General features: G+C 62.9%; 14 protein-coding genes. 8 read left to right on the top strand and 6 right to left on the bottom strand.

The genetic code is table 11. The features are described from left to right. Positions 1-91 precede the first annotated feature (91 nt). Positions 92-547 (bottom strand): acyltransferase family protein, encoded by a 456-nt coding sequence (locus tag ACFQNJ_RS18495; protein ID WP_382260177.1) that lies wholly within the window; start codon positions 545-547, stop codon positions 92-94. Positions 548-743: 196 nt separating this feature from the next. Here ACFQNJ_RS18495 and ACFQNJ_RS18490 point away from each other — a divergent pair, with 196 nt between their 5' ends. The 5 genes from ACFQNJ_RS18490 to ACFQNJ_RS18470 all read left to right on the top strand — a co-directional run bounded on the left by ACFQNJ_RS18490 (position 744) and on the right by ACFQNJ_RS18470 (position 7,084). Next, entirely contained in the window at positions 744-2,525 is a 1,782-nt protein-coding gene (locus tag ACFQNJ_RS18490; RefSeq protein WP_382260183.1) for a glycosyltransferase family 4 protein, read from the top strand. 107 nt (positions 2,526-2,632) lie between these two features. Further along, the gene (locus ACFQNJ_RS18485; protein WP_382260175.1) at positions 2,633-3,598 is read left to right on the top strand and encodes a glycosyltransferase family 2 protein; all 966 of its coding nucleotides are present in this window, start codon (positions 2,633-2,635) and stop codon (positions 3,596-3,598) included. A 17-nt stretch (positions 3,599-3,615) separates the two neighbouring features. Further along, positions 3,616-4,596, top strand: a complete 981-nt coding sequence (locus ACFQNJ_RS18480) for a UDP-glucose 4-epimerase family protein (protein WP_382260173.1) — start codon at positions 3,616-3,618, stop codon at positions 4,594-4,596. Then, a complete protein-coding gene (locus ACFQNJ_RS18475) occupies positions 4,593-5,153 on the top strand; it encodes a sugar transferase (protein ID WP_382260171.1) in 561 nt (186 codons plus the stop codon). Before ACFQNJ_RS18480 ends, ACFQNJ_RS18475 begins: the two co-directional genes overlap by 4 nt. Positions 5,154-5,176: 23 nt before the next feature. After that, a complete protein-coding gene (locus ACFQNJ_RS18470) occupies positions 5,177-7,084 on the top strand; it encodes a polysaccharide biosynthesis protein (RefSeq protein ID WP_382260169.1) in 1,908 nt (635 codons plus the stop codon). Positions 7,085-7,087: 3 nt separating this feature from the next. Here the strand turns inward: ACFQNJ_RS18470 and ACFQNJ_RS18465 are convergent, their stop codons facing one another. The 3 genes from ACFQNJ_RS18465 to ACFQNJ_RS18455 are packed head-to-tail and all read right to left on the bottom strand — an operon-like array spanning position 7,088 to position 9,550. Then, a complete protein-coding gene (locus tag ACFQNJ_RS18465) occupies positions 7,088-7,843 on the bottom strand; it encodes an SDR family NAD(P)-dependent oxidoreductase (RefSeq protein ID WP_382260167.1) in 756 nt (251 codons plus the stop codon). A gap of 10 nt (positions 7,844-7,853) precedes the next feature. Further along, positions 7,854-9,152, bottom strand: coding sequence for an FAD-binding oxidoreductase (locus tag ACFQNJ_RS18460; protein WP_382260165.1), 1,299 nt, complete (start codon positions 9,150-9,152; stop codon positions 7,854-7,856). Then, positions 9,149-9,550 carry a GtrA family protein gene (locus tag ACFQNJ_RS18455; RefSeq protein WP_382260163.1) on the bottom strand — a complete coding sequence of 134 codons (402 nt, stop codon included), beginning with the start codon at positions 9,548-9,550 and terminating at the stop codon, positions 9,149-9,151. The genes ACFQNJ_RS18460 and ACFQNJ_RS18455 overlap by 4 nt, the downstream gene beginning before the upstream one ends. A 40-nt stretch (positions 9,551-9,590) precedes the next feature. Between ACFQNJ_RS18455 and ACFQNJ_RS18450 the strand changes: the two genes are divergently transcribed. Genes ACFQNJ_RS18450 through ACFQNJ_RS18440 form a run of 3 tightly spaced genes read left to right on the top strand, consistent with a single transcriptional unit; the run spans position 9,591 to position 12,910 of the window. Beyond that, a complete protein-coding gene (locus tag ACFQNJ_RS18450; protein ID WP_382260161.1) occupies positions 9,591-10,478 on the top strand; it encodes a decaprenyl-phosphate phosphoribosyltransferase in 888 nt (295 codons plus the stop codon). 5 nt (positions 10,479-10,483) lie between these two features. Further along, positions 10,484-10,903, top strand: a complete 420-nt coding sequence (locus ACFQNJ_RS18445) for a divergent PAP2 family protein (RefSeq protein WP_374642965.1) — start codon at positions 10,484-10,486, stop codon at positions 10,901-10,903. Between the two features lie 30 nt (positions 10,904-10,933). Beyond that, entirely contained in the window at positions 10,934-12,910 is a 1,977-nt protein-coding gene (locus ACFQNJ_RS18440; RefSeq protein WP_382260159.1) for an acyltransferase family protein, read from the top strand. A gap of 6 nt (positions 12,911-12,916) precedes the next feature. Here ACFQNJ_RS18440 and ACFQNJ_RS18435 read toward each other — a convergent pair whose 3' ends face one another. Together ACFQNJ_RS18435 and ACFQNJ_RS18430 are read right to left on the bottom strand one after the other, a co-directional pair. Further along, positions 12,917-14,788: a DEAD/DEAH box helicase gene (locus ACFQNJ_RS18435; protein WP_382260157.1), complete on the bottom strand. Its 1,872-nt coding sequence runs from the start codon at positions 14,786-14,788 to the stop codon at positions 12,917-12,919. A gap of 304 nt (positions 14,789-15,092) precedes the next feature. Next, positions 15,093-16,679: an inorganic phosphate transporter gene (locus ACFQNJ_RS18430; RefSeq protein WP_382260155.1), complete on the bottom strand. Its 1,587-nt coding sequence runs from the start codon at positions 16,677-16,679 to the stop codon at positions 15,093-15,095. Positions 16,680-16,737 lie beyond the last annotated feature (58 nt).

The following is a 16,737-nucleotide window of genomic DNA, read 5'->3' as shown; positions in this document are numbered from 1 at the left end:
CCAACTGGATGTGGATGTACAACCACGAACGCCCAAACATGGCCTTGGGCGGCATCACCCCGAAACAGCGGTTGGCCATGACCGCATGAATCTACTTCTCAGCCCGATGCGTTTCGGGGGGATTACCCTGGCTGCTCACCAAAATTGCCAGCAGGGTGACACTAAAACCAACAAAATATGTCGGCATTATTCTCAGAATCCGGCCAATTGAAAAGCCAATCCAGCTCATTTTCTGAAGTGAAAAGGGAATAACAAATCCGCTGATGATAAAGAACAGCGCCACACCAAAAGCACCCCAATTGAATATTGGAAAAAGATGGAGCCACGATATGTAATCCGGTATCGCATGGGTCTCTAAAGGAAGGGCCGGAGCGTTTGCGATAGCCTCTACTGCTGCGCGATTTGTCCAAAACACGCCATAGTAGTGTGAGATGACGACCGCGAGCGCCGCAAATCCGCGCAAAGTGTTGGCAAAATCGATTCTGGAATTTCCGTGCATGTAGCCCTCTGTGTTGTTCTCTTTATAGCCAACGGCACATTTTCTCATCTGGATGCTGCTGGCGCGCTCGATACCTCGTTGTGTGAAGCTTTTGTGCCCTGCGCCTCGATCCGGACGAGTATGCGCTGGACCGCCGCTGGAATCGTGAAGACTGGTTGCTATAAGTTGAGGTCACCTGATGGTAGTCTGGTGGGGAGGTAACCGGCAGCAGCCCAAGTCGCAGGACCACGTATCATTGTTTGATATGAACGCAAATACTTGGCTACACCACGAGGTAAACATGCCTGGAGGGCTCAAAGCCCCCTACTTCCTCACCCAACTCAACACTTTGTGGCCTGATCTGGCCGATTCGCGCCAAGTTCACACCGATTCGAAAGATGGGGTGATAGCCAGCATGGTGTATTGGGACCACCCTTTGCGGCATGAGGCCCCGGATATCGACTGGCCGCCTGGTGGTGCGTTTCCCTCTGCGCTGTTCGAACCAGCGGAGGGGGTGACGCAAGATGCGGTGCTTCCTCTGACCAAGGGCCTGTTGGCAGTGCTGCGTGTCCGCGACGACATGAAGGACTATGAGGTGGAAACCGCGTCAGGGCGCTTGCGTTTGATGCATTGGCGCCTGACCTTGGGCTGCCGAGAGTACCGGTTTCTACAGTTCACGCCAGAAGAAATTGCCTACCTGAAGGCCCCAGGCCACACTTGGGGCTGGTTTCCCCGTAAGCGCTTGCCACGCTTGGCTGGCCTGCTGGCACCTCTTTATGGTAACCGTCCAGAACTTCGCGACCAACTCATCGCTGGAGACCGGGAAGTTATGGAGACTTGCTGGGCTGAGGCAGGACATTTGCTGACTGAGGCTGTAGACAAAGCCGTGGTCCGGCACACCGAGCCACCCGTCGCTGCCCCTTCAATAGGTACCCGACTTGACAACGGCATCAATGTGGTCGGGTTTGCCACTGGCCAGTTCGGTGTGGGTGAGGATGCCCGCATGGCAACCCGAGCGTTGCTACATGCCGGTCTTGCACCGTGCGTCTATGAGCCACCGATTCCCCTGACCATGGCCCACCGGCAAAACGGTTGGATCGATCGGCACATGCAGGACGCCCCAATCTATCGGTTCAACCTGATCACGCTACCGGCGGTGGACACTCTACGCCTGTTCTTCTTGCAGCAGGCAGATGTGCTGGCGGGGCGCTACAACATCTGCGGCTGGCAATGGGAGCTGCCCAAGTGGCCAGAGCGCTGGCAAGGTCTGATGGCCATGCCGGATGAGATCTGGGCGCAGACTCGGTTCTTGCAAGTGATGTTCAGCCAGGCCACCGACAAGCCGGTGGTCTACATGTCATCTGCGGTAGAGATCCCCAGCTTTGAACCCAGGTCTCGAGCGCACTTCCAGCTGCCGGAGCAGCCGTTTACGTTCCTGTCGGTGTTCGATTGCAACGCCTGGTACCAGCGTAAGAACCCGCTGGCCGCCGTGCGTGCTTTCCAGCTGGCCTTTCCTGCGTCCGAACGCGGCGTCCAATTGGTCGTGAAGATGATGAACTCGCGCCCGGAGGTGCCGGAGCATCAGGAACTGATGCGCCTGGCCGGTATGGATGATCGCATCGTGATCATTGACCAGTTCCTGAGCCGCCAGGACATGTTGGCCCTGCTTGATTGCGCCGACGTGTTTGTGTCGCTGCACCGCTCTGAAGGCTTCGGCCGTGTGGTGGCCGAGTGCATGCTGCTGGGCAAGCCCGTGATTTCCACCAACTACTCGGGCAGTGTCGACTTTGCCCATGAAGGCACCGCCTATGTGGTGGACGGCCCCTTGATTCCCTTGAGGAAGGGAGACTATGCCGACCACGAAGGCCAATGCTGGATGGACCCGGACATAGAACTGGCCGCGTCCGCCATGCGGCGCTGCCTGGAGGATGCAGAAGGCACGGCGGCCATGGCGGCTCGCGGACAGGCCTACATTAAAGCGCATCACAGCATTGAGGCGGTGGCCAGGCAGTACGCCGATCGGTTGAAGACCATCGGGGTGATCTGAGAGTCGCCCACAGGAACGTCGGGCCCCAGCATGAACACCCTTTAAACTAGAGGGTTACCTTCTTCAGGCCTTTGGGCCGATGGAAGCCACAGCGACCGGAGAACACCTTGAAGCTCATCATCCAGATCCCCTGCTACAACGAAGCAGCCACGCTTGGCATCACATTGGCTGAGTTGCCTCGGCAAGTGCCCGGCTTCGACAAGGTGGAATGGCTGATCATCGATGACGGCAGCACCGACAACACGGTGGAAGTGGCGCTGGCCCATGGGGTGGACCATGTGGTGCGCCACACGCGCAACCAGGGTTTGGCACGTGGCTTCATGAACGGCCTGCGGGCCTGTCTGGATGCGGGTGCGGACGTGATCGTCAACACCGACGCCGACAACCAGTACAACGCTGGCGACATCCCTGCCCTGACCCAACCCATTGTGGATGGCAAGGCCGACATCGTGGTGGGTGCGCGACCGATCGAGACCATCGAGCACTTCAGCCCGATCAAGAAGCTGCTGCAGAAACTGGGCAGCTGGGTGGTGCGCGTGGCGTCCAAGACCGACATTCCGGACGCGCCCAGCGGTTTCCGCGCCATGAGCCGAGCGGCGGCGCAACGCCTGACGGTATTCAGCGACTACACCTACACGCTGGAGACCATCATCCAGGCGGGTCAGAAGGCGATGGCCATCACCTCGGTGCCGATCCGCGTCAATGGCGACCTGCGGCCGTCGCGTCTGGTCAAGAGCATCAGCTCGTATATCCGGCGCAGCATCGTCACCATCATCCGGGTGTTTGCCATCTACCGGCCGTTCCGGTTCTTTGCGTCGATCGGCGCCACGTTGTTCGGCATCGGCTTCCTGATCGGCCTGCGTTTTGTCTACAAGTGGCTGACCAATGAGCATGGCTACGAAGGCCACATCCAGTCACTGATTCTGGCCAGTTCGCTCCTGATCATCGGCTTCCACACCATCCTGATCGCCTTTGTCGCCGACCTGCAGGCCGCCAACCGAAAGCTGCTGGAGGAGATCCGCACCCTGTCGCTGGAAGCCCGTGACCGGAATCACGGCAAGGAAAAGGCCTGACAGCGTCCGGTTGCCCCATGAGTGCGAGCACGGCCTTGGCGGTCGGAGTCACTGGCGCCAGCGGTTTTGTGGGGCGCGCTGTCTGTGCGGCCCTTCGGGAGCAACACCATGCCATCAGGCCACTGCTTCGGCGGCGCCATGGTGGACACCCTGACGAATCGGCTCTGTTGGTGGGCGAGATCGGACCAGATACCGACTGGCGACAGGCCCTGCTGGGACTGGATGTCGTGGTTCACTGCGCAGCGCATGTGCACCAGATGGGTGACGGCGCAGACACCCAAGCTTCGGCCTATCAGAGGGTGAACACCGACGGTACATTGCAGCTGGCGCGCTGTGCGGCGCTGGCCGGTGTGCGACGATTGGTGTTCATCAGCTCGGTCAAGGTGCTGGGTGAAAGCACCCTGCATGGGCACCCGTTCCGGCACGACACCCCTCCCGCGCCTCAGGACCCATATGGTCAATCCAAATGGGCGGCGGAACAGGGTTTGTGGCGCATGGCGGCAGAGACCGGTCTGGAAGTGGTGGTAATCCGTCCACCCTTGGTGTACGGCCAGGGGGTCGGTGCCAACTTTGCGGCACTGATCCGCCTGGTGCGGTCAGGCTGGCCCCTGCCGCTGGGGCTGATCAACAACCGCCGCTCCATGGTGGGCCTGCGCAACCTGGTGGATCTGATCTGCCGCTGCACCACCGATACCCAGGCCGCGGGCCAGACCTTGCTGGTGTCGGACGGCGAGGATCTGTCCACCCCTGACCTGGTGCTTCGGCTGGCCAAGGCGATGGGCTGTCGCGCACGGATTTGGCGGGTGCCGGTGGCGTGGATGAAGCTGGCCGGGCAACTTACGGGTCGCAGCGCACAGATCGATCGGCTGACCGGCTCTCTGCAGGTGGACATCAGCCGAACCTGTGAGTTGCTGAACTGGCATCCACCCCACACGGTGGATGAAGAACTGGCGCTGGCGGTCGGCAATGCTGGACACAACAAGGGGATCCGCCCATGAAGCGGCTGTTCGATCTGTCGCTGGCGCTGATGCTTTCATTGCTGCTGGCGCTGCCCATTGCCCTGATTGCGCTGGCCATACGGCTGACATCCGCCGGACCGGCGGTCTACTGGAGCAACCGGGTCGGGCGTGACAACAAGATTTTCAGGATGCCCAAGTTCCGGTCCATGCGCACGGACACACCGGCCGTGGCCACCCACCTGCTGCAGAACCCGGAGCAGTACATCACGCCGGTGGGCAAGTTTCTGCGGAAAACCAGCCTGGATGAGCTGCCACAGTTGTGGAGCATTCTGGTGGGCGACATGAGCTTCGTCGGCCCCCGCCCTGCCCTCTACAACCAGGATGACCTCATCGCGCTGCGCACCGAACGTGGGGTGCACACCTTGGTGCCCGGACTGACGGGCTGGGCACAGATCAACGGAAGGGATGAGCTGCCGATCCCGCAGAAAGTAGAATTCGATGCACAGTACCTGCAGCGCCGGTCTTTCTGGTTCGATCTCCGGATCATGGCGCTGACCGCGTGGCGTGTGTTGCGCCGCTCGGGTGTTTCGCACTAGATCAGCATCACAGGAGCCCGCTGATGCTCAACCGCCTTGCCATGCCCATCCTGGGCATGCCGCGCGCCGCCAAGCGCATCGTCGTGCTCGGGGTAGACGCATCCCTATGCGTGCTCACCGTCTGGCTGGCCTACTACCTACGGCTGGGCGAATGGGTCACTTTCTTCGATGACTCGATGTGGCAGCCGTGGAGCGCGGCCCTGGCTTCGCTGGCCTTTGCGCTACCCCTGTTCATCGTTCATGGACTGTACCGGGCTATATTCCGCTATTCAGGCCTGTTCGCCCTGATGACGGTTTGCAAGGCCGTGGCCATCTACGGGGTACTCTACGCCACCGTGTTCACGGCCATCGGGGTCACCGGCGTACCCAGGACCATCGGCCTGATCCAGCCCATTCTGTTGCTGCTGCTGGTGGGTGCATCGCGCCTGATGGCCCGATTCTGGCTGGGGGGCTTGTACCAGCGGCAACTGCAGGTGGCCAGCCTGCCCAAGGTGCTCATCTATGGGGCAGGCAACGCCGGGCGCCAGCTGGCCGGCGCCATGTCCAATAGTCACGAAATGCGGGTGGTAGGGTTTCTGGACGATGACGATCGGCTGCATGGCCACGTCCTCAATGCCCAGCCCATCTACAGCCCCGAAGACCTGCCAGATCTGGTGAGGACCCTTGGCATCAACACCGTGCTGCTGGCCATTCCGTCCGCCAGCCGCCAACGGCGCAACGAAATCATCACCCGCATCCAGGCGGCCCACGTCCAGGTCAGAACGCTGCCCAGCGTGAGCGAGATTGCCCAAGGCCGGGTCAGTCTGTCAGACCTGCGCGAACTGGACATTGACGATCTGCTGGGCCGGGAACCCGTCAGCCCCAACCACATTCTGTTGGGCAAGAACATCACCGGGAAGGTGGTGCTGGTAACAGGCGCAGGAGGTTCCATCGGTGGCGAACTGTGTCGCCAGATTCTGGCTTTGCAGCCCATCCGACTGGTGATGGTCGAGCTCAGCGAGTACGCGCTCTATCAGATTTCTGAAGAGCTGCAAGCGCGACTGAAGGATGCTGCAGGTGTAGAGCTGGTGCCATTGCTGGCGTCGGTGCGCGATGAGGAACGCATGCGCGAGATCATGCTTTCATGGCGGCCAGACACCGTTTACCACGCGGCGGCCTACAAGCATGTGCCATTGGTGGAGCACAACCCGGTCGAGGGCATCCGCAACAACACGCTGGGCACCCTGATCACCGCACGCGCGGCAACCGAAGCCGGTGTTTCCGACTTTGTGCTGATCAGCACGGACAAGGCCGTGAGACCGACCAATATCATGGGGGCGAGCAAACGTCTGGCCGAGATGGTGCTGCAGGCCATGGCGGCCGAGGGCCCGCGCACGCGCCTGTCCATGGTCCGGTTTGGCAATGTGCTCGGCTCGTCAGGCTCGGTCGTGCCCAAGTTCCGGCAGCAGATCCGTGACGGTGGTCCGATCACCCTGACCCACCTGGACATCACCCGCTACTTCATGTCCATCCCCGAGGCGGCGCAACTGGTGATTCAGGCCGGTGCCATGGCACGAGGCGGCGAGGTGTTTGTGCTGGACATGGGCGAACCGGTGCGTATTTATGACCTTGCGCTGCGGATGATCGAATTGTCTGGCCTGACGGTGCGTGACGAACACCACCCCGAAGGCGATATCGAAATCGAGGTTTCCGGCTTGCGGCCCGGCGAGAAGCTCTATGAAGAGCTTCTGATCGGCAACGACCCCAAGCCGACGCAGCATCCGCGCATCATGCAGGCCAAAGAAGAGTTCCTGACTTGGGAGTGTCTGCAGGTAGAACTCGGTCGTCTGGATGAATCCTTGTCCCGCCAGGACATTGAGGCCATTCGAGATGTGCTGGCCAAACTTGTGTCGGGTTACCGCTGCGGTGACCCGATGGTGGCTGCGGCCTGACGCTCAGATATTCATCCGGTTGAACACGAACGCTGGCAGGTGCCGGATGATCATCATGATGAGCCACCACTTGCCCGGCGCATAGATCACCGACTTGCCCCTGGCCGTGCCTTTGACGATGGCTTTGGCCACGTCTTCGACAGGGGCAAGCGCAGGCCCCTGCCCCGCCAGGTGGGCGGTCATGGGGGTTGCGGTGGGGCCAGGCTTGACCAGCACCACCTGCACGCCGCTTCGGGCCAGACGGTGTTGCAGGCCTTGTGCGTATCGCGTGACCAGCCCCTTGGCTGCGCCGTACACGTAGTTGGACTTGCGGCCCCGGTCGCCGGCCACCGATCCGATCATCACCAGCGTGCCCCGGCCCGCAGCCTGCAGGCGTGTGACAAAGGCCTCGGCAAACAGCACCGGCGAGATGCCGTTGACCTCCAGCGCCTGGCGCGCGGCCTTCAGGTCCTGCTGGCAAGCCTGCTGGTCGGGCAGCGTGCCGTGGGCAATCAGCACCACGTCAGGCACGCGGACGGCGCACAGCTGTTGCACGGTGGCGTCGATGGCTGCTTCGTCCAGGAAGTCCGCCACCTGCACCTCGATGGACGACAGGGGTGAGCGCACGGTCAGATCAGCGGCCACGCGTTGCAAGCGTGCCTGATCACGGCCGAGCAGCACCAGTTCAGCCGGCGCCTGCTGCAGCCACAGTCGGGCGCAATGCTCGGCCATGGCCGAGGTGGCACCAACGATCACGATGCGCGGGCGGAGGGGGGTCAAGGCAGTCACATCAGCTTCCCATGAGACGGCGCGACATGGCCGAACTGATGCCCGGGTCGCGGAATGGCAAAAACTCGGGCAGGCGAGGGTAGCCGGCCTCAAACATGTCGCGCGGCATGCGCGCATCCTTGGCTGGGTAGAGCGCCCCACCCGCCTCCCGCACGACCGCATCCAGTCGTTCGAAGAGGCGCATGGTGCGCTCGCCCCGGTTAGGAAAATCCAGTGCGAGTGTCACGCCCGCGCGCGGAAAACCAAGCAAGCCCGTCGAAGGGCGGTCGCCAAAGGTCTTGAGAACCGCCAGGAAGGAGCCTTCGCCGCTGCGAGCAATTTCGCGCAGCATCGCTTTCGTCGCGTCAGGACCGACGGTGCGAGGTACCACGCTCTGGTACTGGTAGAACCCCCGGGGTCCATACATCCGGTTCCACTCCAGCAGGTTGTCCAGCGGGTAGTTGAACGGTTCGTAGTGGGCCAGCGCCCTGCCCGCACCTTGGCGCTTGAGGTGGTAATAGGCCCAGTTGAAGGGCCGCAGCGACAGACGGTTGACCAGCGACAGCGGCGGGGTGAAGGGCATTCGCCTCCTGCCGCCTCTGGGCTTCGGCCCGATGCCCGCCTGTGACAGGTTGGCGCGCATGAAGATGCCGCGCGCGGCTTCACCCGCCAGGCAATCAATCCACGAGACGGTGTGCTCCCAGCCCGCCTCGCTGTTGTCTGCCAGCGAAAAGAACTCGTCCAGGCTGCCATAAGGCAGGGTGTCGGTGTCCATCCAGGGGCCGGTCACCCGCCGCAGCTGCAATTCAACCTTCACGACCACGCCAGTCAACCCCATGCCACCCACCGTGGCAGCGAACCAGTCGGGCTGAAGATCGGGGCCGCATTCAATAAGCTGACCGTCCGTTCGCACCAGCCAAAGGCGGCGCACGTGGTCGCCGAAGCTGCCCAGCGCGTGGTGGTTCTTGCCATGCACATCATTGGCAATCGCGCCACCCACGGTGATCAACTGTGTGCCCGGGGTCACCGGCAGCATCCAGCCTTGCGGCACCAGCACGCGCTGGATGTCGCGCAGCAGCACACCGGCTTCGCACTGCAATCGGCCATTGGCGGCATCCCAGGCGATCAGGTGATCCAGCCCCGTGGTCGTCCAAAGTACGCCGCCCGGGTTCAGGCCCACATCACCATAGCTTCGCCCGTTGCCGAACGCCAGCCCGCTCGGACAGGCCTTCACTTGCGAGAGCACGGTCGACGGGTGTTCCAACCGCACCACCTCATGCAGGTCAGCGCTCAGGCGGCCCCAGGACTGCACCGGCCTCATGCAGCCTCCGCCTTGAACACATAGCGCTTGTCGAGGTGGTACTTGGTCACATAGCCGATCGCCAGACCGATGACACCGCCCATGTAACGCATTTCGTCGGTGCCGTACAGCCAGTGAAAACCGAACTCGAAGCCCCAGAAAATCACGGTGGTCAGCAGGCCCATCACGGTATAGAGCGCGAAGGTGCGGCTGTCGTGCGCCACGTCGCGGGCCTGGAAACGGAAGATGTAGCGCTTGTCGAGCACGTACTTGACGACCAGGCCCACGCCCGTGCCTACCACCACCGAGGCCATCAGGTGCAGAGGCCCGTCGTACAACCGCACCACCACGTCCTGCGAACCGATGTTGGCCACCGTGGCCACCGCCGCCAGCAGCGCATAGAGCAGCGCAATCTTCATCGTGCAGAATCTTGGGTTTACGGATCACCTGACAAACGGCATGCATGATACCCTGCCCCCCCGCACCGGCCTGGGCCAGATGGCAGGTCTCATCAAGCTGATGAGGCCACGGCAGTGGATCAAAAACGCCTTCGTGCTGGCGCCCCTGCTCTTCTCAGGGGCCTTTGCCGATCCGGCATCGGTCGGACAGGCTTTGCTGGCCATGCTCCTGTTTTGTGTGGCCTCATCAGCGACCTACACGGTCAACGACCTCAAGGACATCGAACGGGATCGCCGACACCCCACCAAGTCCAGGAAGCGCCCGCTGGCAGCAGGTACTGTCACCGTGCCCGCAGCCCTGGCCCTTCTTGTGGTGCTCTATGGCGTGCTGGTCTGGGGCTGGTTCGTGCAGCCGGGTGTCATTCTGGTCATCCTGGCCTATGTGGTGCTGAACCTGGCCTACAGCTTTGTGCTCAAGCACCAGCCAGTGCTGGATATTTTCACGATCGCGATCGGGTTCGTACTGCGCGTCTATGCGGGCGCACAGGCCTTGGCAGTACCCGTGTCTTCGTGGATGTTTGTCACCACGCTTTGCCTGGCGCTGTATCTCGCATCCGTCAAGCGTCGCCAGGAACTGAGTCAAAGCGGCGCAGAGGGTCGCGAAGTCCTGGAGCGTTATACCGTCGCACTGGTCAATCGCTACGCGGAGATGTCGGCCACGGGCGCACTGCTGTTCTACAGCATGTTCGTCATGTCCTCGCGGCCAGAACTGGTGATCACCGTTCCCGTGGTCCTGTTCGGACTGTTCCGCTACTGGTACGTGGTCGAGAAGCTGGACGGGGGCGAATCTCCCACCGATGCATTGCTTTCCGACTGGCCTCTGATCGCTACCGTGCTGGCATGGACAGGCGCCTGTCTGTGGGCACTGTGGCCGACCCTTCAAGGATGAGCCCCATGGATCTGTCTTACCTGATGACCCCCTTTGTGGCCTGGCTGGTGGCTGGGGTTCTGAAGTTCATCATCAACAGCCTCAAGGCGGGGCGACTGGCTTTCGGACTCATTGGTTACGGTGGTCTGCCCAGCAATCACAGCAGCATCGTCAGCAGCATGGCGGCCTTGATTGCCTTGCGCGAGGGCCTCGGTCACCCGGCCTTTGGGGTGGCCGTCACCCTGGCATTCATCGTGATGCTGGACGCCAACAGCCTGCGTCGTCAGGTCGGCAAGCATGCGGCCGCCATCAACCTGCTGGCGTCCCGCGAGCCGGGGCATGTGGCGCTGCGTGAGCGAATGGGCCACAGCCGTCTGGAGATAGCCGCTGGTGTGTTAACCGGCATGGCCGTGGCTTACGTGGTCTGGCGTCTGAACGCACACTGAACTCTGAGGCTTGCCGGGGCTCACAAGGTGGTGAACAAACCCCTGAGCCACCCAGGCCAGCTGCCCCAATACCGGCCGGACATTGACGGCCTGCGTGCCATTGCGGTTCTCGCCGTCGTGGCACACCACGCCATGCCCGACGCGTTCCGGGCCGGGTTCGTGGGCGTCGACATCTTCTTCGTCATTTCCGGGTACCTGATCACCTCGATCATCCTGACGCAGTTGCGCGACGGGCGCTTCAGCTTTGGGGACTTCTACGCGCGCCGGGTGCGCCGGATCTTCCCTGCCCTGATTCTGGTGCTGCTGGCCACCTTTGCGATGGGCTGGTGGTGGATGACACCATTGGATTTGAAGACGCTGGGCAAGCACCTGCTGGCAGCCAGCCTGTTCCTCTCGAACGTGGTGTTCTGGCGTGAGGCGGGGTACTTCGACGACGCGTCCTCGGTCAAGCACCTGCTGCACCTCTGGTCCCTGGCCATTGAGGAGCAGTTCTATATCGCATGGCCGCTGGCCCTGTGGGCACTGCATCGCTGGCGTGCCAATGCCTTGCGCTGGATCCTGGTCCTGCTGATCGCTTCCTGGGCGTTCAACCTGGTGCTGGTGCGGCAAGACCCCACGGCCGCGTACTACCACCCGCTGGGGCGGTCCTGGGAGCTGATGGTGGGCGCCCTGCTGGCCGCCATGCATGTGTACCAGACAGGCTGGCGGGGCGTTCTCGGCATCCCGCCACGCATGCCCGGCGCCGTGGAGGCACACGGCCGATGGCGCCAGCAGGTGCTGGCCACCCTTGGGCTGTTGCTGATCTGGCTGGCGCTGGACCGGATCCATCCCGAGCGAAAGTTTCCGGGCGGCTGGGCGCTGCTGCCGACCCTGGGGGCGGCCCTGCTGATCGCCGCAGGCCCCCAGGCCTGGGTCAACCGGTTGGTGCTGGCCTGGCGACCGCTGGTGTGGATCGGCCTGATCAGCTATCCGCTGTATCTTTGGCACTGGCCCTTGATGGGCTTTGCCAATCTGCAGGCCGGCGGGCAGGCCGCCCCGTCAACGCTATGGGCAATGGCCTTGCTCAGTGTCCTGCTGGCGGCAATGACCTATGTGCTGGTCGAGATCCCCATCCGCTTCGGCCGGTTGCGCTGGCGTGGCGTGACGCCGATCCTGCTGCTGGGCATGGCTGGTGTGGGAGCGCTGGGCGTCTGGACTTGGCATCAGAATGGTTTCGAACAGCGCTTCCCACCCATTATTCGCGACATGACCGCCCGCGGTGGCAGTGCCGTCATTACTGAAGGCTGGCGATATCACGACTGCATTCTGGAGCCCCGGGTGGATCCGGTGGCGTACAAGGATTTCTGCATCGAGAAGAACCGACGCCCTCTGCTGTTCCTGTGGGGAGACTCGCACGTGTCATCCCTCTACCCGGGGTTCAAGGCCTTGCAGGACAGCGGCCGCTACCAGTTCGGCATCGGTGAACGCGCGGGCGCCATCTGCCCGCCCATCCTGGGTATCAACCCCAGACCGATGTGCCGGGAACAGAACGAGGCGAACATCCGGGCGATCCGGCAATCCAGGCCGGACATCGTGCTGTTGTATGCGTGGTGGCACCACCCGCGCTATGACCTGCGTCCGCTGGAAGCGACGATCTCAGAACTGCGCAAGGCTGGCGTGCCGCGCATCATCCTGCTCGGAGCGGTGCCCTACTGGCAGCGACCACTGCCACAGATTCTGCTGGAGGAATGGCGCAAGGGGCCGTACTCGCAGCCACCGCCCTTGCGACTGCACAACGGACTGGACCCGAAGCTGCCCGACATCACTGCCCAGATGCGCGCAAAGGCACAAGCCATGGGCATCGAATTCATTTCCGGGCTGGACTACTTCTGCAATGCCGAAGGATGCCTGACCCGGGTGAATGAGTCGTCGCGCCAACCCCTGAGCTACGACTACGGGCACCTGTCGATCAGCGCGGTGACCTGGTACGTGGACCAGATCGCGCCACTGATCTTCAGGCAGCCCTGATCAGCTTCAACGTGCCGGACGGCGACCCTGCGGGCGCGCCTGCGGCCGGCCGAAGCCACCGCCGTTGCCGCCTTCGTTGCGGCGGGCCGGGCCACGGTCACCACCTGCCGGCGGACGACCGGCGAAGCTGCCACGGTCGCCGCGATCACCGAAAGAGCGGTCCCCAAAGGAACGGTCACCCCGATCACCGAACGAGCGCTCCCGGTCACCAAAACCACGGCTGGCACCACGGTCAGCAAAGCCACCGCGATCGTTGTTGAAGCCACGGTCCTGGAAACCACGGTCGCGCTGCTCGAAGGGGCGCTGAGCTTCCTGGGGACGATCGAACGAGCGGCCGGGTGCCTTGTCGGTACGGCCGAAGCCACCGGCAAAGTCACGGCTTTGGCGGGCACCATCGGCACGCCCCTGACCACGGCCGGGACCGCCACTGGGACGACCGAAGCCGCCGCGACCGCCAGGGCCACCCGAGCGGCCACCGCGACCGAATTCCGGCTGGGGCGCACGCATGCGCGGCTCCAGACCCGGGACGACTTCAGCGGTGAAGCGCTGGTGGGTGAAGGCTTCAATGTCGCTGATGCGGCGGCGGTCGCGGAACTCGGCGAAGGTCACGGCGATGCCGTCACGTCCGGCACGGCCAGTACGGCCAATGCGGTGGGTGTAGTCCTCGGCCTTCATGGGCAGGCCGAAGTTGAACACGTGGGTGATGGTGGGCACGTCGATACCGCGGGCTGCCACGTCGGTGGCCACCAGGAACTGCACCTGGCCATTGCGCAGCGCCATCAGGCGCCGGTTGCGCAGCCCCTGGCTGAGCGCGCCGTGCAGGGCCACGGCAGCAAAGCCGGCCTGCTGCAGTTCTTCGGCCAGGCCATCGCATTCGATCTGCGTGCTGCAGAACACCACGGCCTGGTTGATGGAGGCATCGCGCATCCAGTGATCCAGCAGCTTGCGCTTGTGGTCGGCGTGATCGGCCCAGAACAGCACCTGCTTGATGTTGGCGTGCTTCTCCTGCGGGGTATCGACCTGGATCCTCTGCACGTGTTTGCCACCTTCGTGCATGACGCGCATGGCCAGTTGCTGGATGCGGGGCGCGAACGTGGCGCTGAACATCATGGTCTGCCGGCGCTGGGCAGTCAGGGCATTGACCTCAGCCAGGTCATCGGCAAAGCCGAGGTCCAGCATGCGGTCGGCCTCATCCACCACCAGGAACTGCACCTGGTCGAGCTTGATCTGCATCGATCGCTGCAGGTCCAGCAGGCGGCCCGGCGTGGCCACCACCAGATCGGCGTTCTGCAGGCGGGCGATCTGCACCTGATAAGGCATGCCGCCCACCACGTTGGCGATGCGCAGGCCGCGGCAATGGCGAACCAGATCGATGGCGTCATGGGCCACCTGCTGCGCCAGCTCACGCGTCGGGCACAGGATCAGGGCGCCGGGCGTGGCGGCCTTGAAGTGTCGCGGATTGGTCGGGTCCTTGCGCTTGGGCGCCTTGGGCGGGGCCTCGCCGCGGGCAGCGGCTTCTGCCGCCAGGCGCTCGCGCTCGGCACGCTCCTGAGCTGCGCGCTCGGCCTGCTGCTGCAGCAGGGTGTGCAGCACGGGCAGCAGGAAAGCGGCGGTCTTGCCGCTGCCGGTCTGGCTGGACACCATCAGGTCGGCATAGCGACCAGACTCGCCCGTGACCTGGACGGCCTTGGGGATGACCAGGTTCTGGACCTGGGTAGGCTCGACGTAGCCGAGATCGGCGACGGCAGCGATCAGCTCGGGGGCCAGCCCGAGGACCTGAAACCCGTTGGGCGCCGCCGGCGCGTCGTTGGTGGAGATCTCCGTGGAGGTGTCGGTAGCGGACGCGAAAGCGTCGCGGTCTTCAAAAGAGTCGCTCATGTGAGTCCTTGCGCGGAAAAATTGCGCAAACGACCGAAGCAGGAGCAATAGGCGGCCGCCGGCAGAGATGCCGGGGTGACCCGTCGCGCAAGATCCGTTCGTGGTTACAGAACATCAACCATCAAACGGTCAGCGCACATTCATTCGGGTGCGAAGGGCTCCGAGGACCGGTCTGACGCAGTGAGCGCAGCACGGGGTATTTCAGGGAGCCTGCTGTGTGAGGCAGATGCAAGAAAGCTGTGCCCTTTATGAGCACAGCTTTATATTCTCGCACAGATTGGGGAAAACCCCAAATTTCCGGCCATCAGCGAAGGACGGCGGCCACGATGTGGTACAGGATAGCCGCCAGGACTGCTGTGGCCGGCACGGTCACGATCCAGGCCGCCACAATGCGCAGCACGGCCGACCGCTTGACGATCTCCTTCTTGTAAGCCTTCTTGAAGGCTTTCTGCTCGCGTTTGTCGAACACGGCACCCACCGCAATCTCCCGCGCCTTGGCCCGCTTTTTCATCTCGGCCAGCATGCGCTTTTTCTCGCTCACCTCGGCCGCTTCGAACCGGGTGAGGTAAGACTCGACCTCGGCCCGGTCCTCGCCCTGGTGTCCGGCGCGGACCACATTCTCCATCTTGGCGTAGTTGACCTTGAGCAGCTCGCGCAGGAAGCCCACACCGAACACCGCACCAATGGAGATGTGGGTGGTGGAGACCGGCATGCCCAGCTGGGAAGCAACGATGACGGTCAATGTGGCGGCCATGGCAATCGAATAGGCCCGCATGTTGTCGAGCTCGGTGATTTCCTTGCCGACCGTGCGGATGAGCTTGGCACCATACAGGGAAAGGCCGGCCGCCAGACCGATGGCGCCCAGCACCATGATCCACATCGGCGTCGCCGCCTTGGTGGCCACCGCACCGGCTTTGACGGCCTCATAGATGGCCGCCAGCGGACCAACCGCGTTGGCCACATCGTTGGCGCCATGAGCAAAGCTCAGCAAGGCAGCCGAGCAGACCAGAGGCCAGACGAAAAGGCGGTTGACACCGTCCTTGCTGTTCTCCAGATGACGCGCCCGGGCAGCGATCGGTCCCTTGACCAACGCCCACACCACCATCGCGAACACGCCGCCCGCCACCATGGCAACCCAGAACCCCACCTTCACCAGCTGACCCAGCCCTTTGAGCAGCATGTAGGTGCCGAACGCCCAGGCCATGGCTGCGATGAGCCATGGCACCACCCGAGTGGCCGCTTCGGTCATGTCGGTGCGGTAAGTGATGCTGCGTTTGATCAGGTAAAGGAAACCTGCGGCAATCAGTCCGCCTGAGAGCGGGGAGATCACCCAGCTGAGAACGATGTTGCCGATGGTTCCCCAGTTGACCAGCCCCCAGCCACCTGCGGCGATGCCCGCCCCCATCACCGCACCGATGATGGAATGGGTGGTGGACACCGGCGCACCAATGGCTGTGGCCAGATGGAGCCACATGGCACCGGCCAAGAGCGCGGCGAACATCAACCAGGCGAACTGGGCGGCGTCGGGGATCTGCTTGAGATCGATGATGGCCCCCTTGATGGTACCCACCACCTCACCACCGGCGATGATGGCGCCCATGGCTTCGAACACCGCAGCCAAGAGAATGGCCCAGCCCATGGTCATGGCACCGGATCCGACAGCCGGCCCCATGTTGTTGGCCACATCGTTGGCACCGATATTCATGGCCATGTAGCCACCGACCACCGCCGCAATGATGAGCAGCCACACCGCCGAGCTGGACAGCCCGGCGACGTTGGCACCGGTGAGCGATGCATAAAGGCCCACCAGCAAGAGGAAGATGATGGAGGCACCCAACTGCAGCACGTCCTGGTGCCGCGTGACGAATCCGGACTTCTGTTTTTTTGTCATGGAAATTTCCCACAGAAGTCACGATTTTGACATGCAAGGCTGACAGGTCAGCCCGGCA

It is taken from the genome of Hydrogenophaga bisanensis (genome assembly GCF_042665135.1).
In the GTDB taxonomy this organism is placed as follows: domain Bacteria; phylum Pseudomonadota; class Gammaproteobacteria; order Burkholderiales; family Burkholderiaceae_C; genus Hydrogenophaga; species Hydrogenophaga bisanensis.
Note: the sequence above shows the minus strand (reverse complement) of the source record. Positions and strands in the feature narration are given on the sequence as shown.

Bases quoted from the DNA above. Each gene is read 5' to 3' on its own strand.
- ACFQNJ_RS18495 (WP_382260177.1), bottom strand. From the start codon at position 547: ATGAGAAAATGTGCCGTTGGCTATAAAGAGAACAACACAGAGGGCTAC.
- ACFQNJ_RS18490 (WP_382260183.1), top strand. From the start codon at position 744: ATGAACGCAAATACTTGGCTACACCACGAGGTAAACATGCCTGGAGGG.
- ACFQNJ_RS18480 (WP_382260173.1), top strand. From the start codon at position 3,616: ATGAGTGCGAGCACGGCCTTGGCGGTCGGAGTCACTGGCGCCAGCGGT.
- ACFQNJ_RS18475 (WP_382260171.1), top strand. From the start codon at position 4,593: ATGAAGCGGCTGTTCGATCTGTCGCTGGCGCTGATGCTTTCATTGCTG.
- ACFQNJ_RS18470 (WP_382260169.1), top strand. From the start codon at position 5,177: ATGCTCAACCGCCTTGCCATGCCCATCCTGGGCATGCCGCGCGCCGCC.
- ACFQNJ_RS18460 (WP_382260165.1), bottom strand. From the start codon at position 9,152: ATGAGGCCGGTGCAGTCCTGGGGCCGCCTGAGCGCTGACCTGCATGAG.
- ACFQNJ_RS18455 (WP_382260163.1), bottom strand. From the start codon at position 9,550: ATGAAGATTGCGCTGCTCTATGCGCTGCTGGCGGCGGTGGCCACGGTG.
- ACFQNJ_RS18450 (WP_382260161.1), top strand. From the start codon at position 9,591: ATGCATGATACCCTGCCCCCCCGCACCGGCCTGGGCCAGATGGCAGGT.
- ACFQNJ_RS18445 (WP_374642965.1), top strand. From the start codon at position 10,484: ATGGATCTGTCTTACCTGATGACCCCCTTTGTGGCCTGGCTGGTGGCT.
- ACFQNJ_RS18435 (WP_382260157.1), bottom strand. From the start codon at position 14,788: ATGAGCGACTCTTTTGAAGACCGCGACGCTTTCGCGTCCGCTACCGAC.
- ACFQNJ_RS18430 (WP_382260155.1), bottom strand. From the start codon at position 16,679: ATGACAAAAAAACAGAAGTCCGGATTCGTCACGCGGCACCAGGACGTG.